Genomic DNA, 17652 nt, shown 5'->3' with positions numbered 1-17652 from the left:
CGTGGTGTCGTTGACCGTGGACAGTCGCTCCTCGATCGTCGGCTCATGATCCTGAAGGTCGGCTTTCGAAACATGGTTGTTCATGACAGCGCCCTCTCCGTGAAGCTGAATTCGCACAGTTCCATCATGTCGAGATCGCCGGTGGCGCGGGTCCAGACCCGTTCCAGCGCGCCGGCGCGGGTGATCGTCGCTTTGCGGCGGAAGCTGTGGCATTCGCCATAGGGGATCTGCACCGGCGCGCCATGCACGAGCACCTCGTCGCCGGGATGGACGATCACGCCGTTGTCGAAGCGCAGATGCGCGCCCAGCGCCTCGAAAGTGTTGTTGAGTTCGACGGTGCAATCGACGAGCTCTCGCCGACGCATCAAGGCAAAGACGGGGTTCATGGACGTGTTCCTCCCTGAGAGTCCAGAAGGGCCGCGAATGCGGCCGCGTTGTCGCGACCGAAGGCTTCGAGATAGATGCGTTCGCCGGTGGCGGTGTCGGAAAGGCTTACGCGGCCGGTGTCCCACTTGATGATCCTGTAGGCCGCGCCGTTCGGAACGGCCGCCACCTGCCGCATGCGTTCGAAGGCGCGGAGAGAGCCGCGAACGAAGCCGCCAGTGTCTTTCGGATAGGTCGCGATCGCCTTGCCGCTGGCCGCGTCGTTGACGACGACGGCGTCTCCGGGCGCGCGGGAGATGATTATGTCGCGCATGGCGACGGGGCGACCGGCCTCCTGGCGCACAAGCCCAAGACCGGTTGCCTGACCGAAAAGCACGGCAGACGCCGCGAAGACGACGAGACCGATCGACGCCGCCAAGATCGCCGGCGGAAGCCGGTTGGTCTTGCGGCCCTGTCGGGCGTCCCAATATCCAAGTCGGAGCGACGATCGCATGGCTCCCTCCTATTCCGCCGCCGCGACGTGGACGGGCGCAGATACGGCCTCGTCGATCACGGTCAGGCGCGGATGCGCGGAATGAACGCTGCGATACCGGCCATAGGCGAGCGCAAGCACTTGGGCGACGGCTTCCGCATCGGGCAGGCAGATGAGGCTCGGCTCGGGTGCAGTGAAGCGCCAGCCCCGGACATGCGGCCACTGGACAAGCCATGACAGGCGATGACCCGGAACGAGCGCAATCGCGATCGTGCCCGCCTTGCCGCCCAGCCTTCCGAGCGAGACGCTGTGAAATTGCTTGAACGGCATGTTCAGCGTCATCGACAGCGCCACGCCGAAGCGCATCACCACGCGCTCGCTGGTGATGGTGTAGAGCGTAGTCTTCTCGACGCCCCAGGCGAAGAGCTCGATTAGGCCGAGCAGCAACGCCGCGAGCGCGGTCAGAATTGCGATCGAGAAAACGATGCCGCCAAGTGGTTGGCCGTCCGACAGTCCCGAGACGCCCGCCCAGAGCGCAAGAACGAGGAAATAGCCGCCGATCCAGACGCTCTTCAGACAATGACGCGCCACGAGCCGCGCCGACGGACGGCCTTGCCAGAGAATCTGTTCACCCTTCGGCAGCTCGCTCGGCAGACCCGGGACGGGCTCGATCTCGTGCTCTCGCGTGACGAACTGTTTCACAGCAGCGACTCCTGTCGTTCGCGTAGCGCATAGAGGAGGCCGCCGCCGTAATAGGCAGCGATCTTGTCCTCTTCCCTGAGCGTGATCGTGTCCATATTCGCCGTCGCCGGGACTTCGGCGAACTGGGCCGAGGTGATGGCGTGGACATAGAGCTGGCGGGAGCGCAGATTGCTCTGCACCACGACGAAATTATTCGGCAAGAGCACGTTGCGCACAGCCTCGCCTATGCCGATCTCCACCTCGTAATAGCGGATCAGCTGTTCGGAGCGATCGACCCAGACGTCGACGACCGTTCCGGCCTGTTTCCGGTCACAGCCGATGACCGGCAGACCGCGCGGATCCGTCTCGCCCTCGGCGATTGCAAAGCCCTCGGCCATCCGCAGCGGCACGATCCGAGCGTCGCCATACGCCGTCATATCAGGCCTTTCGGCGCGTTCGGCCCAGGAGCCAGGACCGATGCCGGCGAGCATCGGATTTCCCACCGGTTCGATCGGATAGCCCGGCGCCTTGGCGAAACGCCGGGCGGCGAGCGGACGGGTGTCGCGGACGAAATCCGGAACCTGCTTGAAGCCCTGTCCATGCGGCAGGACGAAAGTCTTTTTCGGCGGCACGAACAGGAAGGGATGCTTGTTGTAGCGTCCCGAGACATCCGCTTCGAGCGGATAGCCTTCGCGACGATCCTCCTGCCTGAGATACCAGACGAGGCCGGCGAAGAAGACCCAGAAGGCGTAGAGCACCACCTGGGCCACATCGAGATTGCCGCCGAGAGATCCGATCATCATTGTCCCTCCAAGAGATGGCGCGCGCCGGCTTTCAGCCGGGCAGTTCCGCCAGGCCAAAACGCATGTCACTGTCGTGATCCGCCCGCTGGTAACGCCGCCCCGTCAGGGGACCGATCACCGCCAGGCAGACGAAGAGAAGCAGAATTTCAACGCCGTAGACGACGAGATAGCCGGACGCCCTCGTCGCCATGGCCTCGCCCAAAACGCCGTTGAGCGCCAGCATGTTGACCATGTTCTTGATGACGCCTGCGGCGAGCAGGCTGCAGCCGATCGCGGTGGCCTGGACCGCGCCCCAGGCGCCGACCACGATGCCGCTCTCCGAACGATCCGAGATCGCCATCGCCGCCAACAAGGTGCCGACGGCGAAGAGGCCGCCGCCCAGACCGACGCAGCCCGCCCCGGCATAGAAGAGCCCCTGCAATTCGAGCGGCTCGGCGAGAATGATGGCCGAAAAGGCGACGATGCCGATCAGCAGACCGCGTGCGGCGATGCGATACATCGGCGCGCCCCGCTGGAGGCTATGCGCCGCCCAGGCGAAACCCGCCATGGCGCCCAGTGCCCAGAGCCCCGTCAACAGGGTCGTGCGCCCCACCGACATGCCGAGTATTTCGCCGCCATAGGGTTCGAGCAGGATATCCTGCATCGAAAACGCGGCCGAGCCGATCGCGACGGCGAGGAGCAGCCGCACCGTGCCAGGATCGCTGCGATAGGCGTCGAGAGCCTCGAAGAAACCGGTGAGGTCGCGATCCGGGGCCGTCGCCCGCGGGTTGCGCGCCTCCTGCTTCCAGATGGCGATCACATTGATGACGATGGTGAACAGCGCCGTGCCCTGAATGACCTGGATCAGTTGTTTGGGCGAAAAATCAACGAGCGCGATGCTGTAGAAGGCCGAAGCGCCGATCATGCCGACGAGCAGCATGACATAGAGGAGCGCCACGACCCGCGGGCGCTTTTCAGCCGGCACGAGATCGCTGGCGAGCGCCAGGCCCGCAGTCTGCGACATATGCATGCCGAAACCGGTGAGGATGAAGGCGAGGCAGGCGCCGACCACCCCCGCCCATTCCGGCCCCACCGTCTGCGATTGAAGCAGCAGCAGCGCAAAAGGCATGATGGCTAACCCGCCGAATTGCAGCAGGCTGCCGAGCCAGACATAGGGCACGCGCCGCCAGCCGAGCACGGATTTATAGGTGTCGGACCTGTAACCGAAGATGAGCCGAAGCGGGGCGGCGAGAACCGGAATGGCGATCACAGCCGAGACCAGTTCGACGGGCACATCGAGCTCGACGATCAGCACCCGGTTCAGCGTGCCGTTGAGAAGCACCATCACGCAGCCGGCCGACACCTGGAACAGCGCCAATCGCAACAGCCTCGACAGCGGCATGTCTTCCGTCGCCGCATCTGCAAAGGGCATGAAGCGCACGCCCAGCCGCTGCCAGAGACCGATGAGCCTGCGATTTGCGGCGCCGACGCTCATGACCGTGACACCTCCATGGCCTGAGAGGTGTAAAACCCGATCGCGATCCTCTGGCTGCGACCCATCGACCACGCGGCCATGTCGGGCTTGGCGACGAGGTCGCCGACGAGGCACTTGGCGTCGACCGGATAGATCGACGGCGAGCGGTTGCCGCGCGGGAAGACGCGGCCCGCCGCAAGCATGGTGCGCAGCAGGCGCGAGCCGGGGGCCAGCGTGAAGATCAGCTTGCGCGAGGTGCGGGCGGCCATCTGCTCGAGGAGACGGCTCGCCTGCGCCGGGCGGTAGTGAATCAGGACGTCCATGGCGACGATGGCGTCGAAGCGGCCGTGGCGGGGGTCGAGCATGTCGCCGCTCTCAAAACGCACCGAGCCATGGCGCGGGCCGCCGCCGGCATGGCGATCGAAGGCGCGCTGGCGGGCGAACGCCACCATCTGCGCCGAGAGGTCGATGCCCAGCACATCGGCGCCGCGCTCCATCAGTTCCACCGCCATGACCCCTGAACCGCAGCCCGCGTCGAGAATGCGCCAGCCGGTCAAATCCTGCGGCAACCAGTCGACCAGCGTACGGCGCATCGCATCGCGGCCCTTGCGCACGGTGGCGCGAATGCCGCTCACCGGCTGGTCGCCCGTGAGCCTCTTCCAGGCGTCGAATGCCGTCCGATCGAAATAGTGCTCGATCTCTCCGGTCCTGCGCGTGTAGTCGGCCTGCGTCATCGTCTGTCCTCCCGCCCGCGCCTCATTCAAAACCGAGAAATTCGAAGATCTGCCGATCCTTCATCGGCTCGGCTTCGAGCGCCGGCGTGCCGGCCCAGAGCCGTTCGGCAAGCTGGATATATTCAGCCTGGATTCCCTTGATCTCGGGGGCGTCTCCCATCTCGAACAGCGTGCTCTTCTTGAGGCGGCTCAGCCGGACATGATCGGAATCCGGCACATGGGCGAGGCGCTTGAGCCCGATCGCGGCGTTGTAGCGGTCGATCTGATCGGTCTCGCGGGAACGATTGGCGATGACGCCGCCGAGACGGACCTCGTAATTGCGCGACTTGGCCTTGATGGCGGCGACGATGCGGTTCATCGCGAAGATGGAGTCGAAATCGTTGGCGGCCACCACCACGGCGCGTTCGGCATGCTGAAGCGGCGCCGCGAAGCCGCCGCAGACCACATCGCCCAGCACGTCGAAGATCACCACATCGGTGTCGTCGAGCAGGTGATGCTCCTTGAGAAGCTTGACGGTCTGGCCGACGACATAACCGCCGCAGCCGGTGCCGGCCGGCGGACCGCCCGCCTCGATGCATTGCACGCCGTTATAGCCTTCGACCACATAGTCTTCGGGCCGGAGTTCCTCGCTATGGAAGTCGACCTTTTCCAGGACATCGATCACCGTCGGGATCAGGCTCTTGGTGAGCGTGAAGGTGGAATCGTGCTTGGGGTCGCAGCCGATCTGCAGCACCCGCTTGCCGATCTTGGAAAAGGCGACCGAGAGGTTCGACGAGGTGGTGGATTTGCCGATCCCGCCCTTGCCATAGACGGCGAAGACCTTGGCTCCTTCGATTTCCATTGTCGGGTCGAGATGGACCTGGACGCTGCCCTCGCCATCGGCGCGCTCCCGCAGCTTGCGGGCGACGCGCGCGTCATGTTCGGCTGTCTTGGCGTGTGTGAAGATATTCATTGGGCAGCCTCCTGACCACGCCTTCGAGACGGTCTTCCAGTTCTTCGCCCGCCAGCCTGAGAGCGGCGAGCGTTTCGGCGTCGGGTTGCCAGTAATTCCGCTCATGCGCCTCCATGAGACGCGACGCGACGCGGGCGGTGGAGGCCGGGTTGAGGGCCGACAGCCGACGGCGCATCGCCGGATCCAGCATGAACGTCTCGGTCATCTGCTGGTAGACCCAGGGATCGACGCCGCCGGTGGTCGCCGACCAGCCGAGCGTGTTGGCGACCTGAGTCTCGATATGGCGCACGCCTTCATAGCCATGCTTGAGCATGCCTTCGAACCATTTGGGATTCAGCGTCCGGGTGCGGGTTTCGAGCGCCACCTGTTCACCGAGCGTCCGCACCTTGCCCTCGCCCTTGGTCTGGTCGGAGATGAACACCGGAAGAGCCCCGCCGCCCTTGGCGCGGTTGACGGCCTTGGTGAGCCCGCCCAGCGTGTCGAAATAGTTCTCGATCGTGGTGACGCCGACCTCGACGGATTCGAGATTCTGATAGGCCATGTCGACCTCGCCCAACATGGCGTCGAGAACCTCCGTCTGCCGGCTGGTCTTGCCCTTGCGATTGATGGCGAAGCTCTTGCGGCTGGTATAAGTGTCGGCGATCTCCTCGTCGTCGGACCAGGCGGACGACGCGATCAGCATGTTGACATTGGCCCCATAGGCGCCGTCCGCATTGGAGAAGACGCGATAGGCGGCCTGCTCGATATCGCAGCCATGGCTCTCGCAATAGGCGAGCGCATGCTTGCGGATGAAATTCATTTCGACCGGTTCATCGGCGGCGGCGGCGAGATAGCTCGCTTCGGCCAGCATGCTCGCCTGGATCGGCAGGAGATCGCGGAAGATGCCGGAGAGCGTCACCACCGCATCGATGCGTGGGCGCTTCAGCTCTTCGAGCGGGATCAGGATCGCCCCGCAGACGCGATTGTAGAAATCGAGCTTCGGCGTCGCGCCCATCAGCGCCATGGCCTGGGCGAGCGGCGCGCCGCCGGTCTTGAGATTGTCGGTGCCCCACAGCACCATCGCCACGGTTTCCGGCAGGCGGCCGTCGATCTTCATGTAGCGGTCGAGCACGCGCGCGGCCTGGCGCGCGCCGTCCTGCACGGCAAAGGCGCTCGGAATGCCGAAGGGATCGAAGCCGTGAATGTTGCGCCCGGTCGGCAGAAGCTCCGGCGTGCGCAGGAGATCACCGGAAGGCGACGGCATGACGAAACGCCCATCGAGCGCCCGGACGAGCCCATCGAGTTCGCGGTTTTCCGCAAGTCCGGCATTCAGCGCCGAAAGCCGGACGACCGCTTGCTTCCGGCCTTCATCCGCCTGTCGCATCATAGCGGCGATGCGCGCCTCGTCGGCATCTATGATCGCTGACAACAGGTCGGCGTCATCCTTGATCCCGGGTGCATCCTCCATGCCCGCCGCGACATGCGCGAGCATATCGAGCCGCTCGGCTCTGTCCATCGGACGGCCCGCGACATGAAGACCATGCGGAATCAGCGCATATTCGAGCTCATTGACCGCGCGCAGGATCTCCTGGATGAAGGGCGCGTCGCTGCTTTGGGCGTTATCGCCGGCGAGGTCCAACTGCTCGGCCTGGACGCGGATGAGCGCGATCAGTGTCTCGCGCTCGACCAATGCATCGGGCGCTGTGGCGCGGTAGCGGTCGAGGCTCGATTTCAGCTCGCTCAGCCCCTTGTAGAGCCCGGCTTGCGTGACCGGCGGCGTCAGGTGGGAAATGAGCGTGGCGGCCGAGCGACGCTTGGCGATCGAGCCTTCGGAGGGATTGTTGGCGGCATAGAGATAGAAGTTCGGCAGCGCGCCGAGAATGCGGTCGGGCCAGCAGGTCGAGGATAGTCCGCTCTGCTTGCCGGGCATGAATTCGAGCGCGCCATGGGTGCCGAAATGCAGCACCGCATCGGCGCGGAAGACCTCGCGAAGATAGGTGTAATAGGCCGCAAAAGCATGATTTGGGGCAAAGCCGGCTTCGAAGAGCAGCCGCATCGGATCGCCTTCATAGCCGAAGGACGGTTGCAGACCGACCAGCAGCTTGCCGAACTGCCGGCCGAGCAGGAAAATGCCGTGGCCATTGCTGAGAATGCGGCCCGGCGCCGTCCCCCATTGCGCCTCGATTTCGTCGAGATGGCGCTGGCGCCGGACATGATCGTCGGTCGGGATGATCGCATGCACATTCGCTTCGACGCCGTAAAGCGCCGCATTGCCTTCCAGGATCATGCCGCGCAGGGCGTCGACGCTTTCAGGCGTCTCGACATCATAGCCTTCAGCCTGGAGTCGCCGCATCGTCTCGTAGAGGCTTTCGAACACCGACAGGAAAGCAGCCGTTCCGATGCTGCCGCTGTTGGGCGGATAGTTGAACAAAGTCACCGCGATGCGGCGCTCGCGCCGGGCGCTGCGGCGGAGATTGGCCATCGCCGCCAGCCGATCAGCCAGCAAGCCGACGCGTTCGTCATCCGGCTGCATGCAGGCGCGGCCCTCGGGGCATTGACCGAGTTCGCGGGCGCAGATGCAGGGTTTCGATTTGCCGCCGCAATCGGATCGACCGCCGATGACCATCGAGCCGACGGCGCCGTCGAGTTCGGGAATAGCGACCATCAGCGTCGTTTCGATCGGCGTCAGTCCCTGCGTCGACGCCTGCCAGCCCTCTTTCGACTGGAATTCGGTCACGAAGGCGGAGAGATAGGGGACATCGAGCTTTTCGAGCGTCTCCGCTGCGGCCTTGGCGTCGCTATAAGCAGGGCCGCCGACCAGCGAGAAGCCGGTGAGCGAGCAGAGCGCATCGACCTTGAGGCCGCCTTCGGACGGGTCCATGTAGCGGCTGATCGCGGCCCGCATGTCGAGCCCGCTCGAGAAGACCGGCAGGACGCGATATCCCCGCGCTTCCAGCGCGCCGATCACCCGATCGTAATGACCGGTGTCGCCGGACAAAATATAGGTCCGGAGCAACAGCAGTCCGATAGTTCCCTTCGACGCATCGAGCGGCGGCAGGGCCCTCAGCTGCTCGGTGACCCGCGGCGTGAGGCGCGGATGATAGAGCCCGATCTCGGGATAGTCGACGGGATCGCCGACCGAAATCCGGCCCTGCAGCCCCTTGCGGTCGCCACGCGCATATTTGCCCACAAGCAGCCGCACCATATTGGCGATGTTCTCGTGCGAGGCGGCGATGCGGTATTGCAGCGTCAGGAAATAATTGCGCACATCCTGCGCCGTGCCGGGGATGAAGCGCAGAAGCTGCGGCAGCCGCCGGAGCATGGCGAGTTGGCGCTCGCCGGCGGTCTTGCCGCTGTCGCGGCCGTTGCGCGACGAGCTCGAGCCGCGCAACTTCTTCAACAGCGCCAACGGCCCCTTCTGCTCGTCGCTCATGCGGAAGCGACCCATGGTGGTGTATTTCATGATCGTGCCGGCCGACATGCAGCAGACCATAGCGTCGCAATCGCGATGGCGGGCTTCCAACACGTCGGCGATGGCGCGCACATGTTCTTCGACGAAGATCATCGAGACGATGATGATGTCGCCTGCGAGGATCGCGGCTCGGCAGTCGGCCAGGCTCGTGGGATCCTCCGCCCAGTCCGTGGCGGCGTGGACCGTCAGCGTCAGGCCCGGCAGATCGCGGGCCAGCGCGCGGCGGGCGTCGTCGACGGCTGCGGCGATGTGATTGTCCAATGTGACCAGCACCACCCTGACCGGGGTGCTGTCAGCGGGCGAAATGGGCTTTCGCATCATACAGCGTCTCCACGGTGATCGGGTGAATGCCTTTGCTCGCGGCAAAGAGTTCGGTGTTGCGCCGGGCCTTGCCGCGCACGAAGAAGGGCACTTTTTCAATTCGCGCTCGGCGTCGACCGTCCAGATCCGCGCCGCCTCGGCAGGCGCGGGCGCATCGACCTGTTCGGCGGCGGCATGCGGATGTAGATGCGAGGCGGCGGCCTCGTCGTTGAACTCGAAATCGTCGCGGAACATCTGCAGGAGATGCTCCTCCAGTCCCATCATGAGCGGATGCACCCAGCTGTCGAAGATGACATTGGCGCCTTCGAAACCCATCTGCGGCGAATAGCGTGCGGGAAAATCCTGAACATGCACCGGCGCCGAGATCACCGCGCATGGGACCCTCAGCCGCTTGGCGATATGGCGCTCCATCTGCGTGCCCAGCACGAGCTCGGGGCGGGCCGCGACGATGGCGGCCTCGACATCGAGATGATCGTCGGTGATCAGCGCGTCTACGCCGTAGCGGGCGGCGGCCTCACGGACGTCGCGGGCGAATTCGCGCATATAGGTTCCCAGCCCGCAAACGCGGAAACCGAGTTCCTCCGAAGCAATGCGCGCGGCGGCGATGGCGTGGGTGGCGTCGCCGAAGATGAAGACCCGCTTATTGGTGAGATAGGTGCTGTCGACCGACCGGGAGTACCATGTGAGCCGGTCTTTCCCGCCCTGCCCCGCTTCGCCTGAGCTCTGCGGCGCAAACCCGGCCAGAGCGCGCGCCTCAGAGAGGAAGCGCCTGGTTGCGCCGACGCCGATCGGAATCGTGGTGGTGAAAGGCATTCCGTGGGTCTTCTGCAGCCAGCGCGCCGCGCTGTCGGCGATCTCCGGATAGAGCACGATGTTGAAGGCGGCTTCCGGCAGGCGGGCGAGATCGGCAGGGCTGGCGTCGAGCGGGGCGACGACGCGGACGTCGAATTTCTCGTCGGTAAGAAGCCGCCGGATTTCCTCGACATCATCCCTGCAGCGGAAGCCGAGCGCGGTGGGGCCGAGAATGTTGCAGCTGTTTGGCGCGATCTCCGCCGGGCGGGCGACCGGGCCGGCGAAAGCGCGCACCAGACGGTAAAAGGTTTCGGCCGCGCCCCAGTTTTCCTTCTTCTGGTAGGACGGCAGTTCCAGCGGAATGACCGGCAGCGGCATATCCAGCGCGCGGGCGAGCCCGCCGGGATCGTCCTGCAGCAATTCGGCGGTGCAGGAGGCGCCGACCAGCAGCGCCTCGGGCTGGAAGCGATCGACCGCGGACTGACAGGCCGTCTTGAAGATATCGGCCGTGGAGCCTGAGAGGTCACGCGCCTGGAATGTGGTGTAGGTAACCGGCGGACGCGTCGACCGGCGCTCGATCATCGTAAAGAGAAGATCGGCATAGGTGTCTCCCTGCGGCGCATGAAGAACGTAGTGGACGCCACGCATGGATGCGGCAATCCGCATCGCGCCGACATGGGGAGGACCTTCATAGGTCCACAGGGAGAGTTTCATTCGGCCGCCTCCACATTTGCCGGGCGGCCGGTCAGGGTGTGATTGCGCATCAGCGGGCGCGCGAAAAGTTCTGCGAGATCGCCAGCCTGCTCATAGCCCAGGATCGGCGTGAAGGCGAATTCGATCGACCATTTGGTGATGCGGCCCTCGGCCTCGAAGGGATTGGCGAGCCCGAGGCCGCAGACGATCAGATCCGGCGCGGCGGCGTGGCAACGGTCGATCTGTCGATCGACATCCTGTCCTTCGGAGACGATCACGCCGGGCGGCAGCAGCGCGATTTCACCCGCCACATGCTCTCGATGCAGATAAGGGCTGCCGACTTCGACGATATCCGCGTCAAGTTCCTGATGAAGATAGCGGGCGAGCGACGGTTCGAGCTGGGAGTCGGGAAAGAAGAAGATCTTCTTTCCGGCAAGCCAGCCGCGATAATGGTCGATCGCCTGCCGGGCGCGTTTGCGCGGTTGGGCGACGACGGCGTCGAACCGGTCGCGGTCGATGCCGAAGGCGGCGGCGATGGCCCAAAGCCAGGCCGTGGTTCCCTCGCTTCCCAGCGGGAAGATGGCGTCGATGCGCCGCGCGCCGCGGGCGTCGAGCGCCTGCGCCGTCGCGCCGAGATAGGGTTGAGCCAGCACGTAGCGCGTCTCGGGGCCGATGGCGAGCCCGGCAGTGGCGCTGCGGCCGGGCAGGAACACGACATCATCAATGCCCATGGCGGCCAGGAGACGCTGGAACTGATCCTCCACCACATCGGCGAGACATCCTGCGACGACCAAGCGGGCGCGGGCTTTCGGCGCAGCGGGCTTGGCCGCATCCGCGACGAGTGCGGCGAGGAAATTGTCTTCGCCCTGGGTGAATGTCGTCTCTATGCCGCTGCCGGAATAGGCGATCACCCGGCAACGCGGCGCATAGTGTCCGTTCAGACGGCCAGCGGCGCGACCGAGGTCCAGTTTGATGACTTCGGAAGGACAGGAGCCTACCAGCACGAGCATGCGGATATCGGGCCTGCGGACGAGAAGCCGGGCGACAACCTGATCGAGTTCGTCATGCATGTCGGCCATGCCGGCGAGATCGCGCTCTTCCATGATGGCGGTGGCGAAACGGGGCTCCGAAAAGATCATCACGCCCGCCGCCGACTGCATGAGATGGGCGCAGGTGCGTGAACCGACGATGAGGAAAAACGCGTCCTGCAGCTTGCGATGCAGCCAGATGATCGAGGTCAGGCCGCAAAAGACTTCGTGCTGGCCGCGCTCGCGCACCACGGGCGGACTGGCGCAGGCGGTCGACGGGAGATCGATCATGGGCGTGGTCATGATACGCCTCCCGGGATTTCGAGCCCGGAGGCGAGACCGACCGCAGGCGCCGACCGCCGCGACGCGGCGTCGAGACGCGCAAGCCGGAGCTTCCAGACGAACTGACCAGCGTTGAACACATAGGTCGCATAGGCTGCAAGCGCGAGCAACAGGCGACCGTGATCGCCAAACAGCCCCAGAAAAAGCGCCAGCAGATAGGCGGTGTGGAGCGCCAGCACCAGCATGGAGAAAACATCTTCCCAGAAGAAAGGCCGCGCAAAGAGGTAGCAGCCGAACACCTGCTTTTCCCAGATCGAACCGGTGATCATGATGGCGTAGAGCGTGAACGTCTTGGCGACGATCGAGACTTCCGCCGCCAACAGGCCGTTGCCGGTGATCATATAGCGCAGGATAAATGTCAGACTCGCCAGGAACACGACGAATTGGATTGGCGCGAGAATGCCCTGAACCAGGGTCCATCCACTTTCGTCGCGCTTCCGTCTTTCCTCCTCGGTGTAGAGAACGGGAGCGGACGCCGTCTGTTCGGTCCTGCCCATCGTGGTCATGTCTTCTCCCCGGATGCATCCCTAGGGCCTATTGGGATGACGACGGAGAGTAGTCCTGTAAATGCCACAGTGTCAACTTAGGTTGACGTAAATTTTCATTTACATCTGCTTGCAGTCTGGCATTCTAGAAATGCTCGCTGGCGCAGAAGACGGCTGGATCCGCGCTGCATCTCGGAGCCGCATTTGCTCGTCATCGGTGAGGAGGCGCTCGCGCGCGGGGCTGGATGGATGAGATCTCATATCAAGGGGGACGAGGGTTCCCCCGGGGGCGCTTGCCCGACCGGAAAGCCTGAAAAGCCGGGCGACCCTTGCTCCGCATCGAGCGGACGTGTACCTCCTATCCAGCGAACGGGATGAGCTTCGCCGCATTATTGGGGGACGGTGGCGTCGATGACCGCCGACAAGCTGGCCGCGCGCTATGAAATCGGGCTGGAGCATGACCGGCGCTACGATCTGGCGCTCGCGGATTTCTGTCGCTTGATCGTCAGTCCGCGCGTCCGGCCGTCGCGACTGCGCGACTATCTTCGCGACGAACTGCCTCAGGAACAGCCAGATTTCGTGAGAATCCTCTTCATCGAGACCGTCGCCCGCATGCTGGGGCAGCGCTGGGTGAGCGGCGATTGCAGCTTTGTCGATGTCAGCATCGGCGTCGCGCGGCTGCAGGAGTTGATCCGGTCCTTGTCGTTCGAATATCGGGGCATGCACGCGGCCGCATCGGCGCCTTTCGTGGTGCTGACGACGCCCTATGGCGAGCAACATACGCTGATGCTGCATCTCCTCGGCCTGCTATTCGACGCGCTTGGCTGGACGAGCCTCATTCTCGAAGGCGAAGACGCGCGCGGCGCGCGGCTGCGCACGGCGATAGACCAGGCCGATATCGTCTGCATCGGCTGGAGCAATATCCGCTTGCGGCCGGCCTTTACGCAACTCGTCGACACGATAAAAGTGCAACGCCCACATGCGCGGCCGCCAATCGTGACCGGCGGCGTCGCGGCGCTGGAGTCCGTTGATTTTCTTGTACGTTTGGGGATTGACTGCATATGTGACAGCGTTTATTCCGCATCTAGGATCTGTGAAAGTTTCTACGAACTGGAAAAGTTCGGCCACCAGGCGAAAACAAGCGGCCGCAAGACTGCTGCGAGCGCCCGCGGAACGGATTGGCTGAAACGATGAAGCCTCTGAACGGTGCGAGCGCAATGCATGGCTTTGAAGTCGCGGTAAGCCTGCTCAAATCGCTCGACGCCGATTCCATCGGGGCGCTGGTCGGTCTGAGCGCCGACGTCGTCATGCTCGTCGATCATTCCCATAAAGTCTCCCGCGTCTTCGTGTCCGACCCAGAGATCGGCAGCTACGGCCTCGCCAAGGCTGTCGGCAAGCGTCTCCAGGATCTGGTGACGGTCGAGTCTGTCCCCAAGGTAGAGGCGATGCTGTCGGGAGACGACAAGATTCGTCATTCGCGCGGCTACCAGATCAATCATCCGTCCGACGGCAAACCAGACCTGCCGGTGCTCTATTCGGCGTTTGCCGCGCCGGAATTTCCGTTCACCCTCGTCGTAGGGCGGGAACTGCGCCAGCAGATGCTGGACCAGCAGCGCCTGGTCGAAACACAGATGGATCTGGAGGCCGATTACCGCGAACTTCAGGAAGCGGAAGCCCGCTATCGCACCGCCTTCCGGATCTCGACGATCGCGCATCTGATGATCGACGGCGAACGCAAGACGGTGCTCGATGCGAACGCCGCCGCGCTCGCTCTGCTGTCGGCGAATGGCGGCGGGATCGTCGGTCGGTCGTTCCGCGATCTGTTCGGCAAGCAGGATCGCGACCGTATCAGCGACGCCATGGCCGAGGCGCGCCATAGCGCCAACGCGGTTTTTCTCGAAAACACCAAGAATTCCAAGGGTGACGCGGTCTCTCTCAATCTGCGCTCCTATCGCGAGAACGGCGCGACCAATCTGATCGTTTCGGTCTGGGCGAGCGGCGACGCTGTCGAGGCGCGCCGCCAGCACGTCGAGAAACTGGTCGCCGGCGTCGCCGATCTTTCGGACCTTCCGGAAGCGGCCGTGCAGACCAATGCCGAGGGTCAGGTGATCGCCGCCAATGCGCTGTTCCTCGATCTGGTTCATGCTCCGTCGCTGGCGCAGGTTCTGGGGCGCAACATCGGATCCTGGTTCGGCAAATCGACGCTCGATATGCACGTTCTCTATTCGCGACTGGCCGAAGAGCAGATCGTTCGCGGCTTCTCGACGGTTCTTACGGACAATTTCGCCGGCGAGCGCGCGGTGCAAATCTCAGCCAGGCGCAATTCCGAGGCGGGCCAGGTGCAACTGATCCTGGCGACGCAGCCGATCGCCGTCGAACGACTCGCCATACCTACGCCAGGAGCGCCTGAACAGGCGGAGGGCTTCGCCAACCTCGTCGGCAAGGTGCCGCTGAAAGACCTGATGCGAGAATCACTCGACGTGATCGAAAAAATCTGCATCGAAGCGGCTCTGGACCAGACCAACAACAACCGCGCCTACGCCGCCGAAATTCTAGGCCTGTCACGCCAGAGCCTCTACATCAAGCTCCGTCGGCACGGCCTGGAAGACTACCGTCCTTCCAACTGACCTTCGCTCTTCCCCTTGCCCGTAATCTCGGTCCGATGGAGCCATCGGCGCGCGCAGAATCTGCACGACTGTCCACACCGTATGGCACTGTCAATTTTAATTGACACTTCTCGTGGCCGCGTCTAGCATTCGGACATGCAGATCACCCGAACCCAGACCCAGCCTGCAGACTGGCCGAGCCCTTCGGCGGTAATCGCGTTGCTGAAGCCCATCACCTGGTTTCCACCGATGTGGGCCTATGCGTGCGGCGCGATTTCGTCGGGTGAGACCTTCGCGAACGCCGCAGCCGCCGCAATCGCCGGGGTCGTCCTCGCCGGTCCGTTGCTCTGCGGCGCGAGCCAGGCGATCAACGATTGGTTCGACCGTCATGTCGATGCGATCAACGAACCGCATCGCGTCATCCCCTCCGGTCGGATGCCGGGTCGCTGGGGTCTTGGGATCGCGATTGCGATGTCGCTGCTTTCGGCGCTGGCCGCGGCGCTGCTCGGCCCGCACGTCCTTCTGCCGGCGCTCATCGGCCTCGCCTTCGCCTGGGCCTACAGCGCCCCGCCCCTTCGCTTCAAGCAAAATGGCTGGATCGGCAATGCCGTGGTCGGCCTGAGCTATGAAACCTTGCCCTGGATCACCGCGGCCACGGCCATGACCGGACGAGCGCCGACAGGCTCGATCCTGCTCGTCGCGCTCCTTTACGGCGTCGGCGCTCACGGCATTCTCACGCTCAACGATTTCAAGTCCATCCGCGGCGACTGCGAGATGAACATCGCCACGCTGCCGGCGCGACACGGACCGAGGGCGGCGGCCATCATCGCATCCGTCACGATGGCGGCGCCGCAGCTCGCGGTGACGATGCTGCTTTTGCATTGGGGTCTCGCCTCTCACGCGCTCGCGGCAGCGATCCTGCTGGTCATCCAGGCGGCGCTGATGATCCGTTTCGTCGCCGATCCCGTGCGTCGCGCCGTCTGGTATTCGTCGATCGGCGTCGGCCTCTATGTCGGCGGCATGATGATCGCAGCCTTCGGCATGCGTCACCTCGACATCCCGCTCCCGATTGGCTGAAGGAGATCGCGATGCAGACCACCGGACCGACCCTTCACCGTTTCTCGAAGACATCGACCGGACTCGGCTGGCTCGACATCGTCAGGCTCGGCCTCGTTCAGGCGGCGATCGGAGCCATCGTGGTGCTGACCAATTCAACGCTGAACCGGGTGATGGTCGTCGAGCTCGGTCTCGCCGCCGTCGTTCCGGGACTGCTGGTCGGCCTGCACTACGCCGTGCAAATCACCCGTCCGCTCTGGGGTCATCGTTCCGACGCCGGCGGGTCGCGCGCCTCCTGGATCCTGATCGGGCTGGCGATACTGGCGCTCGGCGGGGTTCTGGCCTCGGCCACGACCTTTCTGTTTCCCCACAGTCATCTGGCCGGCCTGGCGATCGCCGTCGTCGCTTATGTTCTGATCGGCATGGGCGTCGGTGCGAGCGGGACTTCGCTCTTGGCCTTGATCGCCACCCGGACAGCCCCGGAACGCCGGGCCAGCGCCGCAACGATCACCTGGATGATGATGATCTTCGGCATCATCGTAACCTCCATCGTGACAGGCACTCTGCTGGACCCCTATTCGCCCGAGCGGCTCGTGGTCGTAACCGCCGCCACCGGCGCAACGGCCTTCCTCGTCGCATGGTTGGCGATTTATCGCCTCGAGGCTCGGCCGGAAATCACAAACGAGACCGCAGCAGCGCCGAAGCCTGGCTTTAGCGACAGCCTGAAAAACGTGTTGCGGGATCGCCAGGCCCGGCTCTTCACCCTGTTCATATTCTTGTCGATGCTGGCTTATTCGACCCAGGACCTCATCCTCGAACCTTTTGCGGGCCTCTTGTTCGGGATGAGCCCGGGTGAATCGACCCGCCTGTCGGGGTCACAGCATATGGGCGTGTTCCTCGGCATGGCGCTGGTCGGCGGCGGAGGTTTTCTGTTTGGACGGCGGCTGCCCAATCTCACCCGAATCTTCATCATCACCGGCTGCTTCGGTTCGGCATTGGCGCTGGTCGCGCTTTGTTTTGCCGCGACGCTCGCGCCGCGCTGGCCGCTTCAAGTCAATGTATTCGCGCTCGGCTTCATGAATGGCGTGTTCGCCGTGGCGGCGATCGGAGCCATGATGACACTCGCCACCCGCGGCGCCAGCGGTAATGCCGGCATGCGGATGGGGGTCTGGGGAGCGGCCCAGGCGATTTCTTTCGGTATCGGCGGATTGCTCGGCAGCGTCGCGCTTGATCTCGGCCGGCGTTACACCGGCGCCGATGAGACCGCCTTCGCGCTCGTTTTCGGCCTCGAGGCTCTGCTCTTCCTCATGTCGACGGCGGTCGCCTTCGCCCTGGGGCGGGAGAGCCGCGATATCGCCGACGCCGACTATCCGGCATCCATACAGCCGGCGGAGTGAGG

General features: G+C 64.2%; 14 protein-coding genes and 1 pseudogene. 4 read left to right on the top strand and 11 right to left on the bottom strand.

Going from position 1 to position 17652, the window contains the following annotated elements:
* Window positions 1–80: 80 nt before the first annotated feature.
* From H2O14_RS23320 to bchF, 11 genes and pseudogenes are all read right to left on the bottom strand, one after another.
* On the bottom strand, window positions 81–386 hold the full coding sequence (locus tag H2O14_RS23320) for a hypothetical protein (RefSeq protein ID WP_182829765.1): 306 nt from the start codon (window positions 384–386) through the stop codon (window positions 81–83).
* Window positions 383–877 carry a photosynthetic complex assembly protein PuhC gene (gene puhC, locus H2O14_RS23315; protein WP_182829764.1) on the bottom strand — a complete coding sequence of 165 codons (495 nt, stop codon included), beginning with the start codon at window positions 875–877 and terminating at the stop codon, window positions 383–385. The genes H2O14_RS23320 and puhC overlap by 4 nt, the downstream gene beginning before the upstream one ends.
* Window positions 878–886: 9 nt before the next feature.
* Window positions 887–1558: a photosynthetic complex putative assembly protein PuhB gene (gene puhB, locus H2O14_RS23310; RefSeq protein WP_182829763.1), complete on the bottom strand. Its 672-nt coding sequence runs from the start codon at window positions 1556–1558 to the stop codon at window positions 887–889.
* Entirely contained in the window at window positions 1555–2337 is a 783-nt protein-coding gene (puhA, locus tag H2O14_RS23305; protein WP_182829762.1) for a photosynthetic reaction center subunit H, read from the bottom strand. Before puhA ends, puhB begins: the two co-directional genes overlap by 4 nt.
* Before the next feature lie 34 nt (window positions 2338–2371).
* Window positions 2372–3814, bottom strand: a complete 1443-nt coding sequence (locus tag H2O14_RS23300) for a BCD family MFS transporter (protein ID WP_182829761.1) — start codon at window positions 3812–3814, stop codon at window positions 2372–2374.
* Entirely contained in the window at window positions 3811–4527 is a 717-nt protein-coding gene (bchM, locus tag H2O14_RS23295) for a magnesium protoporphyrin IX methyltransferase (protein ID WP_182829760.1), read from the bottom strand. The genes H2O14_RS23300 and bchM overlap by 4 nt, the downstream gene beginning before the upstream one ends.
* A 22-nt stretch (window positions 4528–4549) precedes the next feature.
* Window positions 4550–5479, bottom strand: a complete 930-nt coding sequence (gene bchL, locus H2O14_RS23290; RefSeq protein ID WP_182829759.1) for a ferredoxin:protochlorophyllide reductase (ATP-dependent) iron-sulfur ATP-binding protein — start codon at window positions 5477–5479, stop codon at window positions 4550–4552.
* Window positions 5442–9248 (bottom strand): magnesium chelatase subunit H, encoded by a 3807-nt coding sequence (locus tag H2O14_RS23285; RefSeq protein WP_210275583.1) that lies wholly within the window; start codon window positions 9246–9248, stop codon window positions 5442–5444. Before H2O14_RS23285 ends, bchL begins: the two co-directional genes overlap by 38 nt.
* A pseudogene (gene bchB, locus H2O14_RS23280) lies at window positions 9223–10757 on the bottom strand (ferredoxin:protochlorophyllide reductase (ATP-dependent) subunit B). The gene H2O14_RS23285 and the pseudogene bchB overlap by 26 nt, the downstream one beginning before the upstream one ends.
* Window positions 10754–12067: a ferredoxin:protochlorophyllide reductase (ATP-dependent) subunit N gene (locus tag H2O14_RS23275; RefSeq protein ID WP_182829757.1), complete on the bottom strand. Its 1314-nt coding sequence runs from the start codon at window positions 12065–12067 to the stop codon at window positions 10754–10756. The pseudogene bchB and the gene H2O14_RS23275 overlap by 4 nt, the downstream one beginning before the upstream one ends.
* Window positions 12064–12612: a 2-vinyl bacteriochlorophyllide hydratase gene (gene bchF / locus H2O14_RS23270; protein ID WP_182829756.1), complete on the bottom strand. Its 549-nt coding sequence runs from the start codon at window positions 12610–12612 to the stop codon at window positions 12064–12066. The genes H2O14_RS23275 and bchF overlap by 4 nt, the downstream gene beginning before the upstream one ends.
* A 390-nt stretch (window positions 12613–13002) precedes the next feature.
* Between bchF and H2O14_RS23265 the strand changes: the two genes are divergently transcribed.
* The 4 genes from H2O14_RS23265 (at window position 13003) to H2O14_RS23250 (ending at window position 17650) form a co-directional block, all read left to right on the top strand.
* A complete protein-coding gene (locus H2O14_RS23265) occupies window positions 13003–13785 on the top strand; it encodes a cobalamin-binding protein (RefSeq protein WP_182829755.1) in 783 nt (260 codons plus the stop codon).
* Window positions 13782–15218: a transcriptional regulator PpsR gene (gene ppsR, locus H2O14_RS23260; protein WP_182829754.1), complete on the top strand. Its 1437-nt coding sequence runs from the start codon at window positions 13782–13784 to the stop codon at window positions 15216–15218. Before H2O14_RS23265 ends, ppsR begins: the two co-directional genes overlap by 4 nt.
* Window positions 15219–15353: 135 nt before the next feature.
* Window positions 15354–16274: a chlorophyll synthase ChlG gene (gene chlG, locus H2O14_RS23255; RefSeq protein ID WP_182829753.1), complete on the top strand. Its 921-nt coding sequence runs from the start codon at window positions 15354–15356 to the stop codon at window positions 16272–16274.
* Window positions 16275–16285: 11 nt separating this feature from the next.
* A complete protein-coding gene (locus tag H2O14_RS23250) occupies window positions 16286–17650 on the top strand; it encodes a BCD family MFS transporter (RefSeq protein ID WP_182829752.1) in 1365 nt (454 codons plus the stop codon).
* Window positions 17651–17652 lie beyond the last annotated feature (2 nt).

This window comes from Rhizobium sp. G21, assembly GCF_014158035.1.
Taxonomy (GTDB): domain Bacteria; phylum Pseudomonadota; class Alphaproteobacteria; order Rhizobiales; family Rhizobiaceae; genus Rhizobium_E.
Note: the sequence above shows the minus strand (reverse complement) of the source record. Positions and strands in the feature narration are given on the sequence as shown.

Excerpts from the sequence above, each read along its gene's own strand:
- H2O14_RS23320 (WP_182829765.1), bottom strand. The coding sequence starts at position 386 with ATGAACCCCGTCTTTGCCTTGATGCGTCGGCGAGAGCTCGTCGATTGC.
- puhC (WP_182829764.1), bottom strand. The coding sequence starts at position 877 with ATGCGATCGTCGCTCCGACTTGGATATTGGGACGCCCGACAGGGCCGC.
- puhA (WP_182829762.1), bottom strand. The coding sequence starts at position 2,337 with ATGATCGGATCTCTCGGCGGCAATCTCGATGTGGCCCAGGTGGTGCTC.
- H2O14_RS23300 (WP_182829761.1), bottom strand. The coding sequence starts at position 3,814 with ATGAGCGTCGGCGCCGCAAATCGCAGGCTCATCGGTCTCTGGCAGCGG.
- bchM (WP_182829760.1), bottom strand. The coding sequence starts at position 4,527 with ATGACGCAGGCCGACTACACGCGCAGGACCGGAGAGATCGAGCACTAT.
- bchL (WP_182829759.1), bottom strand. The coding sequence starts at position 5,479 with ATGAATATCTTCACACACGCCAAGACAGCCGAACATGACGCGCGCGTC.
- H2O14_RS23285 (WP_210275583.1), bottom strand. The coding sequence starts at position 9,248 with ATGCGAAAGCCCATTTCGCCCGCTGACAGCACCCCGGTCAGGGTGGTG.
- H2O14_RS23275 (WP_182829757.1), bottom strand. The coding sequence starts at position 12,067 with ATGACCACGCCCATGATCGATCTCCCGTCGACCGCCTGCGCCAGTCCG.
- bchF (WP_182829756.1), bottom strand. The coding sequence starts at position 12,612 with ATGACCACGATGGGCAGGACCGAACAGACGGCGTCCGCTCCCGTTCTC.
- H2O14_RS23265 (WP_182829755.1), top strand. The coding sequence starts at position 13,003 with ATGACCGCCGACAAGCTGGCCGCGCGCTATGAAATCGGGCTGGAGCAT.
- ppsR (WP_182829754.1), top strand. The coding sequence starts at position 13,782 with ATGAAGCCTCTGAACGGTGCGAGCGCAATGCATGGCTTTGAAGTCGCG.
- chlG (WP_182829753.1), top strand. The coding sequence starts at position 15,354 with ATGCAGATCACCCGAACCCAGACCCAGCCTGCAGACTGGCCGAGCCCT.
- H2O14_RS23250 (WP_182829752.1), top strand. The coding sequence starts at position 16,286 with ATGCAGACCACCGGACCGACCCTTCACCGTTTCTCGAAGACATCGACC.